Origin of the sequence: Paenibacillus sp. (genome assembly GCF_031177825.1) — a bacterium.
Lineage (GTDB): Bacteria > Bacillota > Bacilli > Paenibacillales > YIM-B00363 > Paenibacillus_AE.
This window is the reverse complement of the sequence record NZ_JAPSKE010000004.1, coordinates 262,790-282,217: the sequence shown is the minus strand read 5'-3', so window position 1 is coordinate 282,217 and position 19,428 is coordinate 262,790. Positions and strand designations below refer to the sequence as shown.

General features: G+C 59.0%; 17 protein-coding genes. 16 read left to right on the top strand and 1 reads right to left on the bottom strand.

What is annotated here, in order from left to right:
- Positions 1-522 precede the first annotated feature (522 nt).
- From RIN49_RS07005 to RIN49_RS06990, 4 genes are all read left to right on the top strand, one after another.
- Positions 523-1,407 carry an AraC family transcriptional regulator gene (locus RIN49_RS07005; RefSeq protein WP_309119443.1) on the top strand — a complete coding sequence of 295 codons (885 nt, stop codon included), beginning with the start codon at positions 523-525 and terminating at the stop codon, positions 1,405-1,407.
- A gap of 551 nt (positions 1,408-1,958) precedes the next feature.
- Complete coding sequence (locus tag RIN49_RS07000) at positions 1,959-2,159, top strand: helix-turn-helix transcriptional regulator (protein WP_309119536.1); 201 nt, start codon at positions 1,959-1,961, stop codon at positions 2,157-2,159.
- A gap of 7 nt (positions 2,160-2,166) precedes the next feature.
- A complete protein-coding gene (locus RIN49_RS06995) occupies positions 2,167-2,604 on the top strand; it encodes a hypothetical protein (protein WP_309119442.1) in 438 nt (145 codons plus the stop codon).
- Between the two features lie 16 nt (positions 2,605-2,620).
- Positions 2,621-3,097 (top strand): small multi-drug export protein, encoded by a 477-nt coding sequence (locus RIN49_RS06990; RefSeq protein WP_309119441.1) that lies wholly within the window; start codon positions 2,621-2,623, stop codon positions 3,095-3,097.
- Positions 3,098-3,159: 62 nt separating this feature from the next.
- Here the strand turns inward: RIN49_RS06990 and RIN49_RS06985 are convergent, their stop codons facing one another.
- The gene (locus RIN49_RS06985) at positions 3,160-4,011 is read right to left on the bottom strand and encodes a helix-turn-helix transcriptional regulator (protein ID WP_309119440.1); all 852 of its coding nucleotides are present in this window, start codon (positions 4,009-4,011) and stop codon (positions 3,160-3,162) included.
- Between the two features lie 251 nt (positions 4,012-4,262).
- On the opposite strand from RIN49_RS06985, the gene RIN49_RS06980 reads away from it, so the two are divergent.
- The 12 genes from RIN49_RS06980 (at position 4,263) to RIN49_RS06925 (ending at position 19,425) form a co-directional block, all read left to right on the top strand.
- Positions 4,263-6,143, top strand: coding sequence for a beta-L-arabinofuranosidase domain-containing protein (locus RIN49_RS06980; protein ID WP_309119439.1), 1,881 nt, complete (start codon positions 4,263-4,265; stop codon positions 6,141-6,143).
- Between the two features lie 101 nt (positions 6,144-6,244).
- A complete protein-coding gene (locus RIN49_RS06975) occupies positions 6,245-7,057 on the top strand; it encodes a DUF2935 domain-containing protein (RefSeq protein ID WP_309119438.1) in 813 nt (270 codons plus the stop codon).
- Between the two features lie 159 nt (positions 7,058-7,216).
- Complete coding sequence (locus tag RIN49_RS06970) at positions 7,217-7,348, top strand: hypothetical protein (protein ID WP_309119437.1); 132 nt, start codon at positions 7,217-7,219, stop codon at positions 7,346-7,348.
- A gap of 106 nt (positions 7,349-7,454) precedes the next feature.
- Positions 7,455-8,258 carry a hypothetical protein gene (locus RIN49_RS06965; RefSeq protein ID WP_309119436.1) on the top strand — a complete coding sequence of 268 codons (804 nt, stop codon included), beginning with the start codon at positions 7,455-7,457 and terminating at the stop codon, positions 8,256-8,258.
- A gap of 9 nt (positions 8,259-8,267) precedes the next feature.
- On the top strand, positions 8,268-10,439 hold the full coding sequence (locus tag RIN49_RS06960; protein ID WP_309119435.1) for a sensor histidine kinase: 2,172 nt from the start codon (positions 8,268-8,270) through the stop codon (positions 10,437-10,439).
- A gap of 11 nt (positions 10,440-10,450) precedes the next feature.
- Positions 10,451-11,074 (top strand): response regulator transcription factor, encoded by a 624-nt coding sequence (locus RIN49_RS06955; protein WP_309119434.1) that lies wholly within the window; start codon positions 10,451-10,453, stop codon positions 11,072-11,074.
- Positions 11,075-11,255: 181 nt separating this feature from the next.
- Positions 11,256-12,650, top strand: a complete 1,395-nt coding sequence (locus RIN49_RS06950; protein WP_309119433.1) for an extracellular solute-binding protein — start codon at positions 11,256-11,258, stop codon at positions 12,648-12,650.
- A 272-nt stretch (positions 12,651-12,922) separates the two neighbouring features.
- On the top strand, positions 12,923-14,581 hold the full coding sequence (locus tag RIN49_RS06945; RefSeq protein ID WP_309119432.1) for an extracellular solute-binding protein: 1,659 nt from the start codon (positions 12,923-12,925) through the stop codon (positions 14,579-14,581).
- 68 nt (positions 14,582-14,649) lie between these two features.
- Complete coding sequence (locus tag RIN49_RS06940; protein ID WP_375295217.1) at positions 14,650-15,615, top strand: ABC transporter permease; 966 nt, start codon at positions 14,650-14,652, stop codon at positions 15,613-15,615.
- Positions 15,616-15,631: 16 nt separating this feature from the next.
- Positions 15,632-16,510: a carbohydrate ABC transporter permease gene (locus tag RIN49_RS06935; protein WP_309119431.1), complete on the top strand. Its 879-nt coding sequence runs from the start codon at positions 15,632-15,634 to the stop codon at positions 16,508-16,510.
- A 39-nt stretch (positions 16,511-16,549) separates the two neighbouring features.
- Positions 16,550-17,551, top strand: coding sequence for a zinc-dependent alcohol dehydrogenase (locus RIN49_RS06930; protein WP_309119430.1), 1,002 nt, complete (start codon positions 16,550-16,552; stop codon positions 17,549-17,551).
- The gene (locus tag RIN49_RS06925) at positions 17,548-19,425 is read left to right on the top strand and encodes a WD40 repeat domain-containing protein (RefSeq protein ID WP_309119429.1); all 1,878 of its coding nucleotides are present in this window, start codon (positions 17,548-17,550) and stop codon (positions 19,423-19,425) included. The genes RIN49_RS06930 and RIN49_RS06925 overlap by 4 nt, the downstream gene beginning before the upstream one ends.
- Positions 19,426-19,428 lie beyond the last annotated feature (3 nt).

The following is a 19,428-nucleotide window of genomic DNA, read 5'->3' as shown; positions in this document are numbered from 1 at the left end:
AGCGGCTAAGACCCTCCAAGCCTATAAGAAACGCGATCGAAGCGACGTGTACGGCGACCTTGCGGGGGACGGTTCGAACGAGTGCCGAACCGTTCGCCGTCACCGCGACGAATAGCGGAACGATCGCGCTTTGCAGCAGCGAGAAGGAAACGAAGCTCGCCGGATTCTTCGAGATTTCGAAGATATGAAGCGTTTGGCTGGACCAATAATAAACATTGGTATTGATGAAATTCGACAATAGAAAAACAAAGGCGAATTCCTGACGCGACGACTTTCGAACGACAACCGCCGTCGCGATAAGCATCCAGCTTGCGGCGATAGAGAAGGATAGTAACATGGTGACCTCGCGGATAGGGTATAAACCGTATTATTTCCGTTTCAATGCATTACATACCTTACCCTAGCAACGCTGATAGAAATATATTGAACGACGAATGAAAGAATACCCTTGCGATCTCGTGCATGAAATGCAAGGTTCCATCGTTCGTCATGCGCTATAGTGAAGTCGGAAGGATGATCGCGATGGATTGGGTCGACCGGATGAATCGAGCAATCGGTTATATCGAGGAGCATATGTTAGAAGAAATCGATTACGAAGACGTTGCGAAAGTCGCATGCTGCTCGGTGTATCACTTCCAACGGATGTTCTCCTTTATTACGAACGTTCCGTTATCGGAATATGTGAGACGCAGAAGGTTAACCTTAGCGGCGTTCGAGCTTCAGCGCGGGAAGGCGAAAGTGATCGATATCGCGTTGAAGTACGGCTATGAGTCGCCGGAAGCGTTCGCCCGCGCTTTTCTAAACCTGCACGGGACGACGCCGACCGCCGCGCGGAATAGCGGCACCCCTCTTCGGGCCTATCCGCGAATCTCCTTCCAAATATCGATTCAAGGGGTCGTGGGAATGAAATATCGGATCGAAGAAGCAGAGGCATTCGCCGTCGTAGGCGTGCAAGAGAGGATCAAGACGGAGGATGCTTCCGATGCCGTACCGCGCGCGTGGACAAGCGCGATGAAGGAAGGACTGTTCGATAGGCTGTGGGAAGTGCGGGCATCCCATCCGAACATGAGAGGCATCTTGGGCGTATGCGCGGACGGCGATCACGGGAAGAACGAATCGTTCCATTACATCATGTCCGTCGCGTCCGTCCAAGCCCCGCCGGAAGGCATGGTCAAGCGCGAGTTCCCGGCTGCGACTTGGGTTGTTTTCGAAGCGGATGGAGGACCGGAAGGGATCGGGGAGATGTGGAAGAGGTTATATACCGAATGGCTCCCGACCTCCGCATACGACTTGGCGTATTTGCCGGCGATTGAATGCTATTTGCCGCCGGAAGAAAACAAAAACGAGCTATGGGTGCCTGTCGTGAAAAAACAGCCGATGGAAGTCCAGCGCCATACCCAGTCTTAAGTTCAGGCTGGAATAACGGAGGCATCGTTCATGTACGCGTACAATCGAGGATCGCCCGCTCGATCAATCCTCGATTTTCGCGGCGTAGGCGTATTGTTCCTACATTCGATCCTGCTTCTTAGTAGGCAAACCGGGCTAGGACGAACGGTCTTCGAGTGGTCCGCGCTTCCGCTTGCGGCAGCCGTTTCGCTCTTCGCCGCCGTCTTGCTGCTCCTGCCGATGATCCGCTCGACCCGGTCTGATTTGTCCGGATCTCGCGGAAGATCGGCGCGATCGACCGTCTAGTCGCTCGAACGACCGGGACCTACCTTGCATCCGTAAGGTAAGGTCCCTTTTTTATGTCGAACCTGCGCTCATGGCTGCGTCTGAACGAAAAGCCTTGACCCTCGATATCCTCCGCGTAAAACAGCTTCGAAGCTTAACGAAACTCGAATGAATTCACGGAATCCCCTGAACTATGAGGCAATGATTATTGTCATAATGACAAGGATCATTTACATTTCGCCAAAGATCATTTACAATTGGGTGTATCACATGGTGGAAGGAACGCGATCATGCTTGAAAACCGGGTACGCGAGCTTCGCGCGCGTTACAAGTGGACGCAGCAGGACTTAGCCGACGCCGTCGGGGCGACTCGGCAGACGATCGGCCTGATCGAGAAGGGGGATTACGCCCCGTCCGTGACATTGGCATTAAAGATTTCGAAGGCGTTCCGCGTACCGGTCGAAGACATATTTTTTATAAAGGAGTAGCGGCTACATGCTTCAACGAATCGTGCGATCCCCGTTTGTCCCGGCGTTCTTTCTTTTGATCGTTATCGGATTTCTCGTCTTATCTTTATTGGCTCCGAAGGTCGATCCTTCGCTGCTCCGTCTTGGCCTCTTGATTCTAACGGCGGTTACGGCGATATGGACCGCGCTCATTTTTTTGTATAACCGGAGACATCCGAAGCATCGCGTGAAAGCGTTAGGGTTCGTTCCCGCAGAGTTTCGCGAGACGGATGAAGGCCACCAATGGGTTACTTTCAAGGCATGTCGGAACGTATATATCTACTATACGTTAGCGTTGCCCGCGGCGGCCGGCGCGTGTTTCGTATTTGCGGATTACCGGCTGACGGCGCTAGTCGGCATAGGCGCTTTAGGATTGGGTCAATACCTTGTGTATTGGCTGACGATCCGCAAGCTCAATCAATATTGAAGCGGGGGATGGACAGGTGTTGGAGTGGGCTGAAGAAGCGAGTGCGATGTGGCAATATATTGTTTTATTCCTGCTAGCGGCGGCGCCTTGGATGGACGTATCCCTCGTCGTGCCCCTTGGGGTACTGTGGGGATTGTCGCCGATATGGGTTAGCGTGGTGGCTTTCGTCGGGAATTTCTTGCTCATCCTGATTCTAGGATTGTTCTTCAAGCAAATCTCGGAATGGAGGCAAGCGAGAAGAGCGAAGAGAGGGATCACCGGTCCGACGAAGAAGGAAACGCGATCGAGAGCGATATGGGAAAAGTACGGCATCCCCGGGTTAGCGCTCATCGCGCCGATCTTCGTCGGAACCGATATCGCCGCGGTGTTGGCTTTGACGTTCGGCGCTTCCAAAATTCGCGTCGTCGGTTGGATGACCGTCAGCTTAGCGTTGTGGACGATCGTGTTCGCCGTCGGTTCCGTGTACGGGTTTAGCTTCTTGAATGTAATCTAGCGTCGTCGGCGCCCTTGCTCCGGGAGAATCCTGAGGCAAGGGCGTTCTTTTCGTTCGGAGCCTTATCGATGCAGGGCACGGTACGACTTCGGGGTCATACCTTCCGCTTGAACGAAACAGCGGATGAAGTACGTGGAGCTGTTAAAGCCGACGTCCGTCGCGATGCGGTGTACGGGTATGTCGGTGCGCATCAAGAGCGACTTCGCTTGACGCAGCCGCAGCCCGTTCACGTATGCCAACGGCGTGCACCCGTATACTTGTTTCATGCAGCGCGCCAAATACGCCGGGTGGAAATGAAGGCGTTCTTTCAACGCCGCGTTCGTGATCGGCGCGAGGTAGTGCTGTCGCAAATATAAAGCCGTCTGCTCGGCCACGCGATATACCGGCGAATTCCACAGCTCCCTCTGCCTGGAATTCAACTCTCGAACGATTTCCTGAAATAAAATTTGCTGTTCCCAGGGCGCGCCGGCCGCCGTCTGCATCTCGAGCAAACGGGCGAAGTTCGCCTGCATGCGAGCGGGGTTCGCCAAGCTGCAAAAGCGGGGCAAGTCGATCATGAACGAGGCGATCGGCAAATAAGGGTCGTCCGGCGGCCGATAATCGCTCGGCGTCTCGTCGGAAAGCTCCCGCCAGCCGCCTGTCGTTTGGAAGTGAAGCCAGTAGAAATGAGTGTCTGCGGTACAAGGCTTGTACGCATGGTGTTGGAGGTCTGGCCTGAGGATCAGCGCCTTCCCTGACGTAACGTCGTACTCTCGGTCCTCCTCGGCCATGTAGAGGCCGCCTTGCGTCACGAACAGCAAGTCGAATACCCCGATCTTGCTGCGGCTAAGGTGCTTGCGCCCGGACGGATATCGATCTTCTCCGCCGATCGTGAAATGCGGCAGCGGAGGCGCAAGGAATTGCAGCACGGTCATGGGGGGGCCTCCTATGTTCATTAGGTTGCAAAAGTTTGACGAATGTATGACGGCAAGTCGGAGATATAGACGATCATACACGTAAAATAACATATGTAAGCCATTGCATAAAGAGGGGGCGGATGCAGACGAAGTTCATTCCGTACGATTGTTTGGTTCACATCCGATCTGTCGAAGGCTCGTTTCGTTTTATATACTGAGACTGATCATAAGGCCGTGCCCGACGCACGGCGCAAAGGAGAGAGAGTACCTTGACCATCGCGCATCGACTACAACCTGCTTATCGGCTTCCGGCGGAGCCTGCATTCGAGGAGCTGCCGCTCGGATCGATCCTGCCTTCGGGTTGGTTGAAGGATCAGCTTGTCATTCAATCCAAAGGATTCACGGGAAGGCTGCCCCGCCATTGGGACCACCTCGGTCCGGACAGCGGCTGGCTCGGCGGTCCGGGGGAAAGGTGGGAGCGAGGTCCGTATTATATCGACGGCTTGCTGCCGCTCGCTTATTTACTGCAGGACGAAGCCTTGATGGCCGAAGCGCATCCGTGGATCGAGTGGACGTTGCGCAGTCAGCAGCCGGACGGGCAATTCGGTCCGGCGGACGAAGAAGACTGGTGGCCGCGCATGGTAATGGTCAAGGCGTTGATTCAGTACGCGGAAGCGACGGAGGACGAACGCGTCGTTCCGTTCCTGTTGAACTACTTCCGATATCAGTCGGCGCATATCGAAGAAAGACCGCTAAGGGACTGGGGCAAAGCGCGGGGCGGCGAAGCGATCCTGTCGCTTCAATGGTTGTATCGGCGCACCGGCGAGCGATTTCTGTTGGAACTGGCGGCGACGATTCACGCGCAGACGGAGGATTGGACCGGTCTGTTTACCGATTTTCCGTATTGGCGGTATCAGACGAAGTTCGATCATCGCATCCATGTCGTCAATGTGGCGATGGGACTGAAGGAGCCTGCGCTGTATTTTTTAATGTCGAACCGGGAGGAGCACCGCGCAGCTTCCCGTAAGGGGATCGAAGCGCTGATGCGCTACCATGGGCAGCTGCACGGCATGTTTTCGGGCGACGAATGGCTCGCCGGCACGCATCCCAGTCAAGGCGTAGAGCTGTGCGCGGTCGTGGAGTACATGTACACGCTGGAGCATCTCGTGCGGATCTTCGGCGACGGCTGGTACGGGGACATTCTGGAGCGGGTCGCCTACAACGCGCTGCCGGCGACGATCTCCGCCGATTGGACCAGCCATCAATACGTGCAGCAAGTCAATCAGATCAAATGCACGAAGGAGCACCGCAATTGGACGGAAAACCGAGATGACGCGAATATGTTCGGACTGGAGCCGAACTTCGGCTGCTGCACGGCGAACATGCATCAAGGGTGGCCGAAGTTCGCCGCCCGACTCTGGATGGGGGCGCCCGACGGTGGCGTCGCGTTGATCGCTTACGCCCCTTGCGCGGTGAACACCGAGGTGGCCGGCGGCGTCGACGCGACGTTCGAAGTGCGGACCGAATATCCGTTCCGCGACGCGGTCGAGATCGAAGTCCGCCCGAGCCGCGCTTGCCGCTTCCCGTTGAAGCTTCGCATGCCGGCTTGGTGCGGCCGGCCGCAGGTTCGCGTCAACGGAGCGGACGTCGCGCTCGACATCGTCTCGGGGTTCGCGACGGTCGAGCGCGAGTGGGCGCCGGGCGACCGCGTAACCGTCTCGCTGCCGATGGAGGTCGCGTTGGAGAAGCGAGCCAACGACGCGGTCGGCGTCACGCGGGGTCCGCTTGTATATGCGCTGCCGCTGCCGGAGCGCTGGTCGCGTCGATCGGGCAACCTTCCGTTCGCGGACTGGGAAATCGTTCCCGCTCCCGGGGCCGCTTGGAACTACGGACTGACGGCGGGCGGGAAGAGCGGCGCCTTCGCCGTCGAGGAAGCGGAGGTCCGGGAACAGCCTTATTTGGCCGAACAGGCGCCGGTACGGTTGAAAGCGAGAGCGAAGCGCGTCGCGCAATGGCGGGAGGAGTTGAATTCCGCCGGGGAGCTGCCGCCCAGTCCGGTCGCCTCGACGGAAGCCGAAGAAGAGATCGTCTTAGTGCCGTACGCGTCCGCGAAGCTGCGGATCGCCGAATTTCCCGTAACGAAGGAATGACGTGATAGGGCTTGCCTATCCTTTCGGACAATTCATTCCCATGGGCGGATGCGCATACCTTATTTGCATGACGCAAGTAAGGAGTGGAGGCGCGTATGGAGATGAAATCGATGACTTACGAAGAAGCATCCTTGTTCGAACTCCGGTTTTGGCTGCAAGTATTGGGGGATCATGCCCGTTTCATCCTTAACGCGTTGTCCCCGGAAGAGCGAGAAGAGGGAAGCAGGGCGGAGTCGTTCATTCGTTCCTTCGACGCGATGCTGGAGACGGCCAGAGCCGAGCCGCCGGCGCAGACGATCCTTGAACTCAATCGGAGCGCGTACCGAAACGGGCAAGACATTCGCTTTTTCAAGCTGCATCTTCTTCAACGTCATCTTGCGGGCAATATTAAAATCAACCTGCCGCCCACGTTCCTTAATCATATGGTGAACGAGGTCGAAGAAGCGTTATCCGTCTTTCATTATCTGCAGGAGAGTCAAATTCCTCCGCGACAGGAAGCGCTCCATCATCATCTGGTATGGCTGCAGGACGCATTCGGTCATTCCGCGGCGATCAGCGCGGAGCTCGATCCGGTCGAGAAGAAATTAAAGCACGCCAGCGAAGCTTTCACGAAACAATTCGAAGCGTTTTACCTGAAAGCCGTGGAATTGGCCGGCTATACCCGGACAGGGCTTCGACAATTCCCGGCGCTGCAGCGTTTCAACAAACAAGTCGAGCTCGAGATGCTCTTGTTTACGAAGTTCTTGGAAGAGCTGGAAGAGATGAGACTGACGAAAGAGGTACTAGGCGCTCTCATGCCGCTTATGGCCGATCATATGGCAAGGGAAGAATGCTATTACTTAACGAAACTATCATGGGTATCGGAGGTGCAGCCTCCGGACTGCGACCCTGGAAAACCGAGAGTGGAAACGTAATGCCATTCGAGTTTCGAACGTGTCCACGCGAAAAAACGAGAAACGAATGGAAATATTAACAATTCTATGGTAGCTTTTATTGTAACTTACTAGGTATCGAGTAGAACGGTATGATGGAAAGCCGAGGGGCAGTCCGCGAGGTAACGGCGGGCTGTCTTTTTGCGCAAGCAACGATCAATAGGCGGGAAACAGGATGCAGACCGGTTGAACGACATCCTCGCGTACATCGACCTATCGAAAGCGAAGGCGATCGCCGTCATCGAGGAGTTATTCGCCCGATCGCGCACGTAACGTTCCCGACCGATATTCCCGAATTTCCGGGAATGGACCTCTATTCGTCGTGTCGCGGTATTCGATATGCTGAATACCAGTAACCGACGAGAGGGGATTAAGGAATATGCTAGCATCGACAACAGTAACAAACCAGCCGAAGCGCTGGAAGCGAATCGGATTCGGCGTCGTCGCCGTTCTGTTCGCGTTATTCGGATTTTTCTTCCTGCAAGGGGCCACGGAGGCGTTGGAGCCTTGGGTGCCGTCCGATTGCGGAGGCTGCAACGACGAGACGTTCGTTCCGGATTCGTATCGTTGGCTCGCGGCTTCGCACGGAGCGCTGCTCGCGTTCCTATTCGGAGGCTGTCTCATCGCCTTGCTGCGCAAGCCTTACGAGAAGCCGGTGTTGCTTCATGTATACGCCGTCGGTCATCTCGCGTTCCTGGCCGTCCTCGCGATCACATCGCCGCAGATGGCGCTCCAGAAGGCGTTCGTCTTCGTAATGTTCCTTCTCGTGCTGCTCGTGCTGTTCGCCTTCTACCATCGCCGTTCGGCGGCGATCAAGCTTGAACCGGCCGGCGGTTACGCCCGACCGCTTCTAGCGATGTCCGCCGCCGCCGCGCTGATCCTCGTTCCGGTGGCGATTCACGCCGGCATGCAGCAGATGGGAGAAACCGCGGACCAATTCCGCTGGGGCGAAGAGGCGGCGATGCTCCTCGTGCTGCTGTACGCCGGGTTCCTCGCTTCCGCGAAACGGGCCGGTTCGTTCGCGCTCGGCGTCATCGTCAGCCTCACGTACGTCTATCTGGGGGCTGCGGCGCTCGCGGTGCCGACCCATCCGGGAAGCTGGGGTCTCGCGGGGGGCGCCGCATCGATCGTCTTCGGTCTCGCCTTCGCCGGTACGTTATATTACACTCAACGCTCGAGGTGATTTTCGTTCATGACCGCAGAGGGGAAAGCGTCCTTCGCTACGTCGACCGAACCAAGCCGCCGCCGGAAAATCCGGCGGCTGTCCGCGTTATACGTCGCTGCGACGGCGGGAGCGCTCGGGCTGACCGCCTGCTTCCTCGCGGCGCTGCCGTTCTATTACGACTATCTGATATCGACGTGCTACGGTCCGACCTCGGGCTGCGAATGGGCGACCATGAGTCCGATCGCGGCCGCACCGGGCGGCGCGCCGTTATTCGGCATCGCCGGAACGGCCTGGCTTCACTTGGGACTGGACGCCGTCTTCTACGCGGTGTACGCCGCCGTCGCCGGGCTGATCTTGCTCTTGAAGCCGAAGGATTCGCTCGGCTCGATCGCGGCTTTCTCTTTAGTTTGCTTCGCGTTCGGCAACCAAACCTATCTAGGCTGGGAAGGGGCCGCGTGGCTCGTTCCCGCGGCGCAAACCGCCGCTATCGCCGGCTTCATGGCATTCGCCCTTCTGTTCCCGAGCGGGCGCGCGACGAGGTCGTGGCTTCCCTGGGTCGCGATCGCAGCGTTCCTGGTTCGGAATGTTCCGGATGTACTGCCCTACCCGGCGATCCATGTCGAGCGTTGGCCGCTCGCGCTGTCGCTGCTCTGGATGGTGGTCTTCTACGGTTCGTTATCCTATAGTCAATTCACGCAGTACCGGGAAGCCTCGGCGGAACAAGGCCGAGAGGCGATTCGGAAGGTGGCCGTCGGGTTCATCGGCGCCTTCGCGACGCTCATCGCCGTCAGCCTGCCTCTGGTCGCGTGGCCCGAATTCTATGGCGGGCACTTGTTCTGGCTGGATTTGGCGGCGCGATCGGCGATGCTGTGGATTCCCCTGTCGCTGGGCGCGGCGCTGCTGAAGCACAGACTTTGGGGCGTGCCCCCCGTCGTCAGGAGCGGTATCGTCTACGCCGCGTTGCTCGTAATTTCGTTCGCGATCTATCTTGCCGTCGTTGCGTATCTGGCATTGGTCTTCCAGACGGAGAGCGGCGTGTTCCGGCTGATCGCGACGGGCGTCGTCGCCGTGCTGTTTTCGCCGATCAAGAACGCGTTGGATAAGCTGTCGAATCGGATCGTCTACGGACGAAGGGAGGATCCCGTGACGTTCCTCGTCCGTCTCGGCGATCGGCTGCGCGAGCCGTTCGCCCCCGAACGGGTATTGGATTCGGTGACGGCGACGATCCGGGAGGCGATGCGGCTGCCGCATGCGTCGATTACGATCAAGATTCGCGGCGTCGAGACGGAAGCGGCCGCATCGGGCGGCGGGAGGGATGCTTCCGCCGTTCGGCTGCCGCTCGTCGTCGGCGGAGAGGAACTGGGCGGGCTGTACGCCATGCCGCGCGCGCCGGGCGAGCCGCTCTCCTCCGCCGACGGCAAGCTGCTGCAGTTATTCGCGCGGGAAGCGGCCAGAATCTTGTACGACCTCAAGCAGTCGCTCGATATCGGGAGACTTATGCAAGAGCTGCAAGCATCCAGGGAGAAGTTGGTGTACGCCAGGGAAGAGGAGCGTCGCACGATCCGCAACAATCTGCACGACGATCTCGCGCCGCGCCTAGCCTCGCTGGCGCTGCTCGCTTCCGCCGCACGCGACTTGATGGAACGGGATCCGTCCCGCGCCAAGAAGATCGTATCGGAGCTCGAGACGGATATCCGGGAGGCGGCCGGGGATATCCGCGCCTTCGTGAACAATCTGCGTCCCCCGGCGCTGGACCAATACGGCTTGTCGGAAGCCGTTCGCCAACGGGCCGAGCGCTGGACGCAGCTCGAAGGGGCCAATGTGCGCATCGTCGTTACATCGGACGGGGAGCTGCCGCCGCTGCCGGCGGCCGTCGAGGCGGCGGCGTACCGCATCGTATCCGAGGCGCTCGCCAACGTCGTGAAGCATGCGTCCGCGACGGAATGCCGCGTATCGATCGCGCCTAAGGAAGGCGAGCTGCATATCGAAGTAAGGGACGACGGGATCGGACTCTCGGAAGAGAAGAAACCGCTCAGGGACGACGGCGCCGGCGGCGTCGGACTGACATCGCTTCGAGAGCGGGCGGAGGAGCTGGGCGGAACGCTGCGGATCGAGTCTCCGCAGGACGGCTTCGGAGGAACCCGGATCTCCGCCCGGCTGCCGATGACGCCGCGCGAGGAAAGGAGAGGGACGGACTGAACATTCGAATCATGATCGCTGACGATCATCCGATGTACCGCAAGGGCGTTCGGACGATTCTGGAGACGGCGGGCGACATGGACGTAGTCGCCGAGGCGACGAACGGCGCCGAGGCCGTCCAACGCTGCGAGGAGCTGAAGCCGGACGTCGCCCTCGTCGACATTCGTATGCCGGAGATGAACGGCGTCGAGGCGGCTCGGCGCATGAAGGAGCGGCACCCGGGCGTACAGATCTTGTTTTTGACGATGCATCAGGACGATGCGTCCGTCATGGCGGCGATGCGGACGGGCGCGCGAGGATACATCTTGAAGGACGCCGACCGGGACGAGATTCTCCGGGCGATCCGCGCCGTCGCGGCGGGAGAGGCGATCTTCAGCGGCGAAGTGGCGACGCGGATGATCGATTACGCGACGCGTCCTTTCACGCATCTGGACGCGTTCCCGCAGCTGACCGCACGGGAGAAGGAAGTGCTGCATTGGATCGCCGAGGGAGCCTCGAACGCGCAGATCGGCGAAAGAATGGGGCTATCCTCCAAGACGGTATCCAACTACGTGACGATCGTCCTGAATAAGCTGCCCGCCGCCGACCGATCGGAAGCCATTCGGTTGGTGGAGAAGTCGAAGGGCGGGTGGTAATCGGCGAGGTTCGGTTTCGCCCTGAACGAACCTTGTCCCGGCGGAGCGGTTCGAACGTACGGCAAGGGGATGATCGACGAGATCCGGGACTTGCTAACGATACACACATTGACATTCGCGGAGGTTTTCCGCAAAATGTAACATGTGATGTATATCGAATTGAAAAATTGAGGTAATGTACATGAGTGGTCAATCAGATCGACTGTCGTTTCAAGAGAAATTGGATTATATGGTCTCCACACTCCGCTCAGAAATCATCAACGGGACTCGCAAGCCTGGATCGTATTTGCCGGCTGAGAGCGCGCTGGCGAAACAATTCCACCTCAGCAACAAGTCCGTCCGCAAAGGATTGGACGAGCTGGTAGCCGAAGGGCTGATCGTGAAGATCGATCGCGTCGGCAGCATGGTCTCGAAGGATCGGCAGGTCGTCACCGTCAATTTCGGGTGCAACCCGTCGCTGACGGACGACATTCAGATGACCGAGCTGTTGGAGGAATTTCATCGCAGGCATCCCGGCATTCGCGTTCGCGCCATTCCCCTAGATTTCTTCGAACACGTGAGTTCGGCGGGCGAGATGTTATCGAGCGGCTTGCTGGACGTCGTCTCCTTCAGTAATTCTCAATTCCAGGAGCTGGTCGAAAACGACGAACGACTCTCGCTGCTTGAGCCGCTCGAGCCGGACGAAGGCATCTACCCGATCGCCAGCGAAGCGTTCCGTTGCGACGGTCGACTGTACGCAAGAGCCGTATCTTTCTCGCCGGTCGTGCTTTGTTACAACAAGGGGCACTTCCGGGAAGCGGGTCTGCCGGAACCGGACAGCTATTGGACGTGGGACGATCTCGTGGACACCGCGCAGAAGCTGACGGCGCACAGCGGAAGACATTCGGTCTATTTCGTTCCGGCATCGCTGAATCGATATTCCTTGTTTTTATTGCAAAGCGGGATGGAGACGAGCCGAGACGAGGCGGGCCGCGTCCGCATCGGTCCCAAGCTGGCCTACAGCTTGCGTAAATTCAGCGATATCGTGAACGATCATGACATCTTCCCCAAGTATTTCTCGGGAACGAACGAGGACGATTCGGTTTCGTTGTTCATGCAGGAGAAGGTGTCTATGATTTTGACGACGTATTTCAGCCTGAACGCCTTCAAGTCGCTTCCGCTCGAATACGATATTTCGCCGGTTCCGCTGCTGCGCCGCGGGGGGGAGCAGAAGACGCTGCTGCTATCGATCGGCGTGGGCGTCAACCGGCGCGCGAAGGAGAAGGAGGCGGCGCTGGCGTTCGCCGACTTCTTGGCATCGCCGGAAGCCCAGCTCGTCGTTCGCGAGAGGACGACGAGCATTCCCGCAAGAAAGCTGGTGGCGGAGCAGGGGACGACGGATCAGTTGAACCGTCCCGGAAGATATTTGATGTACCGAGAACTGTTCCCGTCGTTTATGTATCATAAGGATTTGGGGCTTTCCATTCCGTCCTTGAAATCGATCAGCAACCGGCTGAAAGAATATTGGTCCGGCATATCCGATGAGAGAGATCTTCACATGAGATTAGAAGAACTTATCATTGAATCGAATCCGTAGCGAATGAATCCGCTGTCACTGCCATTTACCGTCAGGTAAATGGCTTTTTTTGTGTTGACAACATTTTCTCGGGAGCATTATAATCAAAATACATCAGTGATACATCAGAAAGCTCAATGAAAGCATTTATTCATGTTTTTTCCCGGGGGAATGAAATCAATTGGGAATTAGGTGGTGGTGGTGGGAACCGCGGAAGGGATTTCGGAAGCGCTTTCGAAATGGGTGTTCAAGGGTCGCAAGGTTATATTCCTACATATTCGGGAGGTTATACGGTGAATAAGACGAAACGGTACGCTTTGCTTGGTTTATCGCTGACGATGGCGGGTTCGGTCGTATTATCCGCATGTTCCGCAAATACCGAAGAACCCCCCGCTCCGTCCGCTTCCCCGGAGCCGGGGGCGACGACCGACGCCGGCGCGGCTCGGCGCGACGTCGGAGGGCTGACGCTTCCCATCGCGGCCGACAAGCTGGAATTGTCGCTGTGGGCGCCGAGCGGCGGCAACTTCAAAGGCAAGGACTTCAACGACAAGTTTTCCTTCCGGAAGATGGAGGAGAATACGAACATCCATATCGCGTTCCAGCACGCCGCGGAAGCGGCGAGCGCGGAGGCGTTCACGCTCATGATGTCCTCCGGCCAGCTTCCGGACATGGTCTACACATCGAATTGGGATAAGGAAGCAAGCAAGTACGGCACCCAAGGCGCGCTGCTGCCGCTCGAGGAGCTGCTGAAGGAGCATGCGCCGAACTTCTCGAGAATTCTCGAAGATAATCCCGCGATCCGCGGCCAAATCACCTCGCCGGACGGGCATATTTACTACATGCCGAACATCGTGCTCGACAACACGAACTTGACGCAGATGTTTCCGCAAATTCGCCAGGATTGGCTCGACAAGCTCGGCCTCGAAGCGCCGAAGACGACCGACGATTGGTATAACGTCCTGAAGAGCTTCCGCGACGGCGATCCGAACGGCAACGGGAAGCAAGACGAAATTCCGTTCGTCACGGTCCATCTCAATAACGTCATGTTTCAGTTCGCGCCGGCGTTCGGCGTGCAATACGACTTCTTCGTCGAAGACGGCAAGGTCGACTACGGTCCGTACGACCCGCGCTTTAAGGACGTCGTCGCCTTCCTGAACAAGCTGTACCAAGAGAAACTCCTCGATCCGAACTATCTGGTCGACAACACCTTCGATACGCTCACCGAGAAGGTGACCTCGGACGTTGCGGGCGCCTGGTTCGGCTGGTCGGGATCTTATATGGGCAACTTCACGACATTGATGGCGGGCAAGCATCCGACCTTCAAGATCGCGCCCATGCTGCCGCCGATCGGACCGAACGGCGACCAATCGCACGTGTCGTTCCGTTATCCCGCCGCCGGTATCGGCATCGCGGTGTCCGCGCGGACGGAGCATCCGGAGGAAGTCGTGAAGTGGCTCGACTACCAGTATTCGGAAGAGGGCATCATCCTCAACAACTTCGGGGTCGACGGCGTCTCCTACGACCTGGCGGACGGCAAGCCGGTGTACAAGCGCGAGGTGACCCATCCCGAAGACGGTACCACGAACACCGAAAAGCTGCTCAGCCACACGATCGGCGGCGGCAGCTGGGCGACGGTCGTCGACCCAAGCTACCCGCAGCAAATTCGAGAGGCGAACGGGCAGATGGAAAATCCGCTTGAACTGTACGGCGATTTCATCGATTTCGACAAGAAGATGCCGCCGGTCCAATTCCTTCCGGAGGAGAACGACGTCATCGTGCCGATCATGGCCGACGTCGCGACGTACGTCGACGAGTCGATCAACGCGTTCGTCATGGGCCGTAAAGCGATCGAGGAATACGACGCCTTCCTCGCCGAGCTGAAGCGAATGGGGATCGAAGACGTTCTCGCGCAATATCAAATCGCTTACGAACGCTTTACCTCCGCGAATTGATTCTCTTACTTAAAGCGTAGAAGCGGATCCCCGCTCACGGGGATCCGCTCGAGAGAGGGGGACACGGGATGGCACCGCCCATGGGGGCGACCGGCGCGGCTCGTCGGCTCGACCATCGTAGAAGATACGGCATCCTGCTCCGGCGGATCGCCGCCAACAAATATTTGTATCTCATGCTGCTTCCGGTCGTCGTCTACTTTTTGCTCTTCGAATATAAGCCGATGTACGGCGCGCTGATCGCGTTTAAAAATTTCAACCCGTACCAAGGCGTATGGGACAGCCCGTGGGTCGGATTCAAGCATTTCCTGCACTTTTTCGAAAGCCACTATTTCGTTCGATTGCTTCGAAACACGCTGCTGCTCAGCGTATACTCGCTCGTCTTCATTTTCCCGGCTTCGATCGCCTTCGCCTTGCTGCTCAACGAGCTGCGCTTGAAGCGATTGAAATCCGTCGTTCAGACGCTATCCTACTTGCCTCATTTCATCTCGTTGATCGTCATCGCCGGCATGATCGTCGACTTCACGCAGCCCGACGGCATCATGAACCGCGTCCTAATGGCTGTGGGCTTCATTTCGGAGCCGATCTCGTTCCTCATCCTGCCGGAATGGTTCCGTACCCTCTATATCGGCTCCGGATTGTGGCAGAGCGTCGGTTGGAACTCGATCATCTTCCTCGCCGCGTTGGCGGGGATCAATCCAAGTCTGTACGAGGCGGCCGTCATCGACGGCGCCGACCGCTGGAAGCAGCTCGTGCATGTTACGCTGCCCGGCATTCTCCCGACGATTTTGATCCTGCTCATCCTAAACATCGGGTCCCTCATGAACGTGGGATGGGACAAAATTATCCTGCTGTACAATGCGGCGACGTACGAGACGGCCGACGTGATCTCGACCTTCGTCTACCGCAGGGGCATCATTAACGCGGATTACAGCTTCTCCGCGGCCGTCGGCCTATTCAATTCCGCGATCAACTTCGCGCTGCTGCTTCTCGCGAACCGCATCAGCCGCAAGACGACCGAAAACAGTCTGTGGTAAAGGAGGAGAGCGCCTAATGTACAAGCAAGCAAGCTGGGCGGGAAGGTTGTTCGACGGCGCCAACGTCATCTTTTTGACCGTCTGTTCGTTCCTCTTCCTATACCCGGTCTGGTTCGTCGTCGTCTCCTCGTTCAGCGACGCGCACGCGATCGCGGCGGGCGAAGTTTCCTTATGGCCGGTGGGCCTCAATCTGGAGGCGTACCGATTCGTGTTCGCCGATTCGATGATTTGGGACGCTTACCTCAACACGTTCTTCTATGTCGGCGTCGGCACGGCGATCAATCTGGTGATGACGACGTTAGGCGCTTACCCGCTATCGCGGAGCCAGTTGTACGGCCGCGGCGCCGTCATGGCGTTCATCGTCTTCACGATGTTTTTCAGCGGAGGGCTCATTCCGAGTTATTTGAACATACGGGAATTAGGGCTGTTCGATACGCGATGGGCGCTGCTGTTGCCCGGCGCGATCAGCGCCTTCAACCTGATCGTTATGCGCACCTTCTTCCAGTCGATTCCGGAAGGACTCGTCGAATCGGCGAAGATCGACGGGGCGAACGACTTCCGCGTCTTGTGGTCGATCGTGCTGCCGCTCTCGAAGCCGGTGCTCGCCGTGATGACGCTGTTCTATGCGGTCGGCCATTGGAACAGCTGGTTTTCCGCGATGATCTTCCTGCAGGACCGCGCGCTGTTCCCGCTTCAGCTCATCCTGCGGGAAATCTTGATCCAATCGTCGGCGCAAAACCTGGCGTCCGGCATCGCGCAGGACGAATTGTCCAAGGTAAGCGAGGCGATCAAGTACGCGACGATCGTCGTCGCGACCGTTCCGATTCTCGTCATTTATCCGTTCCTGCAGAAATATTTCGTCAACGGCGTCATGATCGGCGCTTTGAAAGAGTAGATCCGCTCGCGATTCCGCATGCAGACAAGGAGAGAGGCCATGAAGGCAGTAGTGACGCAAGAAGGAAAAATCCGCGTGGCCGACGTGCCGATGCCGACGGTCGAGGCGAACGGCGTATTGGTGAAGAGCGCATACTCCGCCATCAGCCCCGGTACGGAACAGATGATGAGCCGCGCGGCGCATAAGCATCCGGTCTCGCTTGGGTACAGCTCGGCGGGCGTCGTCCAAGAGGTCGGTCCGCTCGCGACGCATCTGAAGGTCGGGGACCGCGTCGCCTGCTACGGCGCGCCCTACGTTAGACATGCCGAATGGTTGAGCGTTCCGCGGCATCTGGCCGTTCCGATTCCCGACAACGTGACGACCGCGGACGCGTCGACCGTCGGTCTCGGCGCCATCGCGATTCACGGGCTGCGGCAGGCAGGACTGCAATTCGGCGAAACCGCGGTCGTCGTGGGGCTCGGCATCCTCGGTCAGCTGCTCGCGCAAATCGCGCTCGCCGCGGGATACCGCGTCGTCGCTTGCGACGTGTCGGAAGCGCGGTGCGCGCTCGCCGAATCGCTCGGCATTCCGAACGTCTGCCGGAGCTCTGACGACGTAGAGGCTTGCATCGCCGAGGCTGCGGTCGGCCTCGGTGCCGACGCCGTCGTGCTGTGCGTCAGCGCGAAAACCGGGGATTTGATCGATCGAAGCCTCGGTTGGATCCGGGACCGCGGGAAGGTCGTCGTGGTCGGCGACCTGAAGATGGATTTCTCGAGGGAGCTGATGTTCGCCAAGGAAGCGACGGTGCTTATCTCGCGCGCCGGCGGTCCGGGTCGGTACGACGATACGTACGAACGGCAGGGCGTCGACTACCCGATCGGCTTCGCGCGGTGGACGGAAGGCCGCAATATGGAGGCGTACTTGCGCTTGGCGGCGGAAGGCAAGGTGCGGATCGGACCGCTGCTCTCCCGCGTCGTGCCGGTTCGCCAAGCGGACGACGCGTTCCGGATGCTTACGGAGGATCCTCAAGGCACGACGGGCGTCGTGTTGGAATACCGATGAGCGCGGTTCGAATCGGGACGCCGATCCGCGGCATCTGCGTCTGGGCGGCCGCCTACGGACGGGCGAACGGGCGCGACTCCATCTATGCCGTGTCTTCGGGCGAGCGGTGCTTGTTTTTCGTCATCGACTCGGATTCGGGAGAATGTCTCCATCGGTTCGAGATGGCGGAAGCGAAGCATTGCTGGGGCGTCGTCGCGACGGGGGATGCGGCTTACGCGGTCGCCGACGGCCATCTGTACCGCTATCGTACGACGCCGCCCGGGAACGGCTTGGAGCATCTTGGGACGGCGATCGAGGGGGAGCATTATTCGTGGCGGCTGGCGGCGGACGACGACGGCGCGATCTACGGCGGTTGTTACCCCGGCGGCAAAGCGTTCCGCTACGATCCTCGAACCGGCGCGTTCCGCGATTACGGCGTCATCGTCGAGGGCGAGCAGTACGTGCGCTGCATGAAGGCGTACGGCGGCGCGCTGTATATGGGGATCGGCACCGTCGCCCCGCGGCTCGTCGCGATGCGGGTCGACAGCGGGGAACGGAAGGAAATCCCGCTGCCAGTCGCCGCCGCGAACGACAGCATGGTGTACGACCTGGACATCGCTTGGCCGTACCTCTATATCCGGCTGACGCCGTCGAATACGATGCGCGTGTACGACCTTACCGAAGAAGTTTGGATCGACGAAATCCCCGGCGCGATGGGGCTGGCCGTATCGCCGCCGGACGCATATGGAAGCGTCTACTTCGCGAAAGACGAACGGCTTCATCGGTACGATGCCGCGACGAGGCGATCCGAGGACGTCGGCGTGCCTCTTGAGGGTCCCTGCGTCGATTTCGGCTGGATCGCGCCCGAGGGCGCTTCGGCCGCAACCGCGGCGAGCCGATTGATTTGCATCCGGCGCGACGGCAGCTATTGGACGTACGATCCGACGACCGGACGCCGCGAGGAACGGGATCCGGGGTTGCCCGGCGGACCCGTGACGATTCATTCGTTGGCGCCGGGGCCCGATGGCCGCATCTATTGCGGCGGCTATTTCGCCGGCGGCTTCGCGAGCTTCGACCCGGCGACCGACGCGCTGTCGGACGCCCGCGCCTTCGGACAGATCGAAGGGATGGCGGCGTTCGGCGATAAGCTTTATCTCGGCGTGTATCCGAAGGCGGTTCTGTACGAATACGACCCGGAACGGCCGTGGGTCCCCGGGGTCAATCCGACGAAGCTCGCCTCGCTTCAAGATGAAGGCCAAGATCGGCCCTTTGCCTTCTGCGCCGCGGGCGATGCGCTCGCCGTCGGCACGGTGCCGGACTACGGGCGGCTCGGAGGGGCGCTGGCGCTCGTTCGGCCCGCGGAGCGCCGCATCGATCGATACCCGGGCATCGCCGGAACGCAAAGCGTCACCTCGCTGGCGTACCGGTCCGGGACGCTGTATCTCGGCGGCTGCGTCTGGGGCGGGTTGGGCGTGAAGCCGATCGATGCGGAGGCGTTGCTGCTCGCCTGGGATCCGGCGACGCGACGGGAGCTTCGGAGGACGATCCCGGTCCCGGGGGAGAAGGCGATCTCCGCGCTTGCGTTCGCTCCGAACGGACGATTATGGGGCGTAACGGCGGGGAAGCTGTTCGAGTTCGACGTCGACGACTGGCGGCTCGTCCGCGCCGTAGAGATCGTACCGTTCGATTGGAGCTCGCGCGGCCACTTCTGGCGGGGCGGGTCGCTGCGGTTCGAGGGGAACGTCGGCATCGTGGGCACGTCCGTCGGAACGTTATTTCATTACGATCCTGCGCTCGACCGGGTGACGGCGGAGGCGAAGGACGTATGGTTGTCGACGGGGGAACGGGAAGGGCGGACGTACTTCTCGATCGGTACGTCGTTATACAAGCGATAAGGA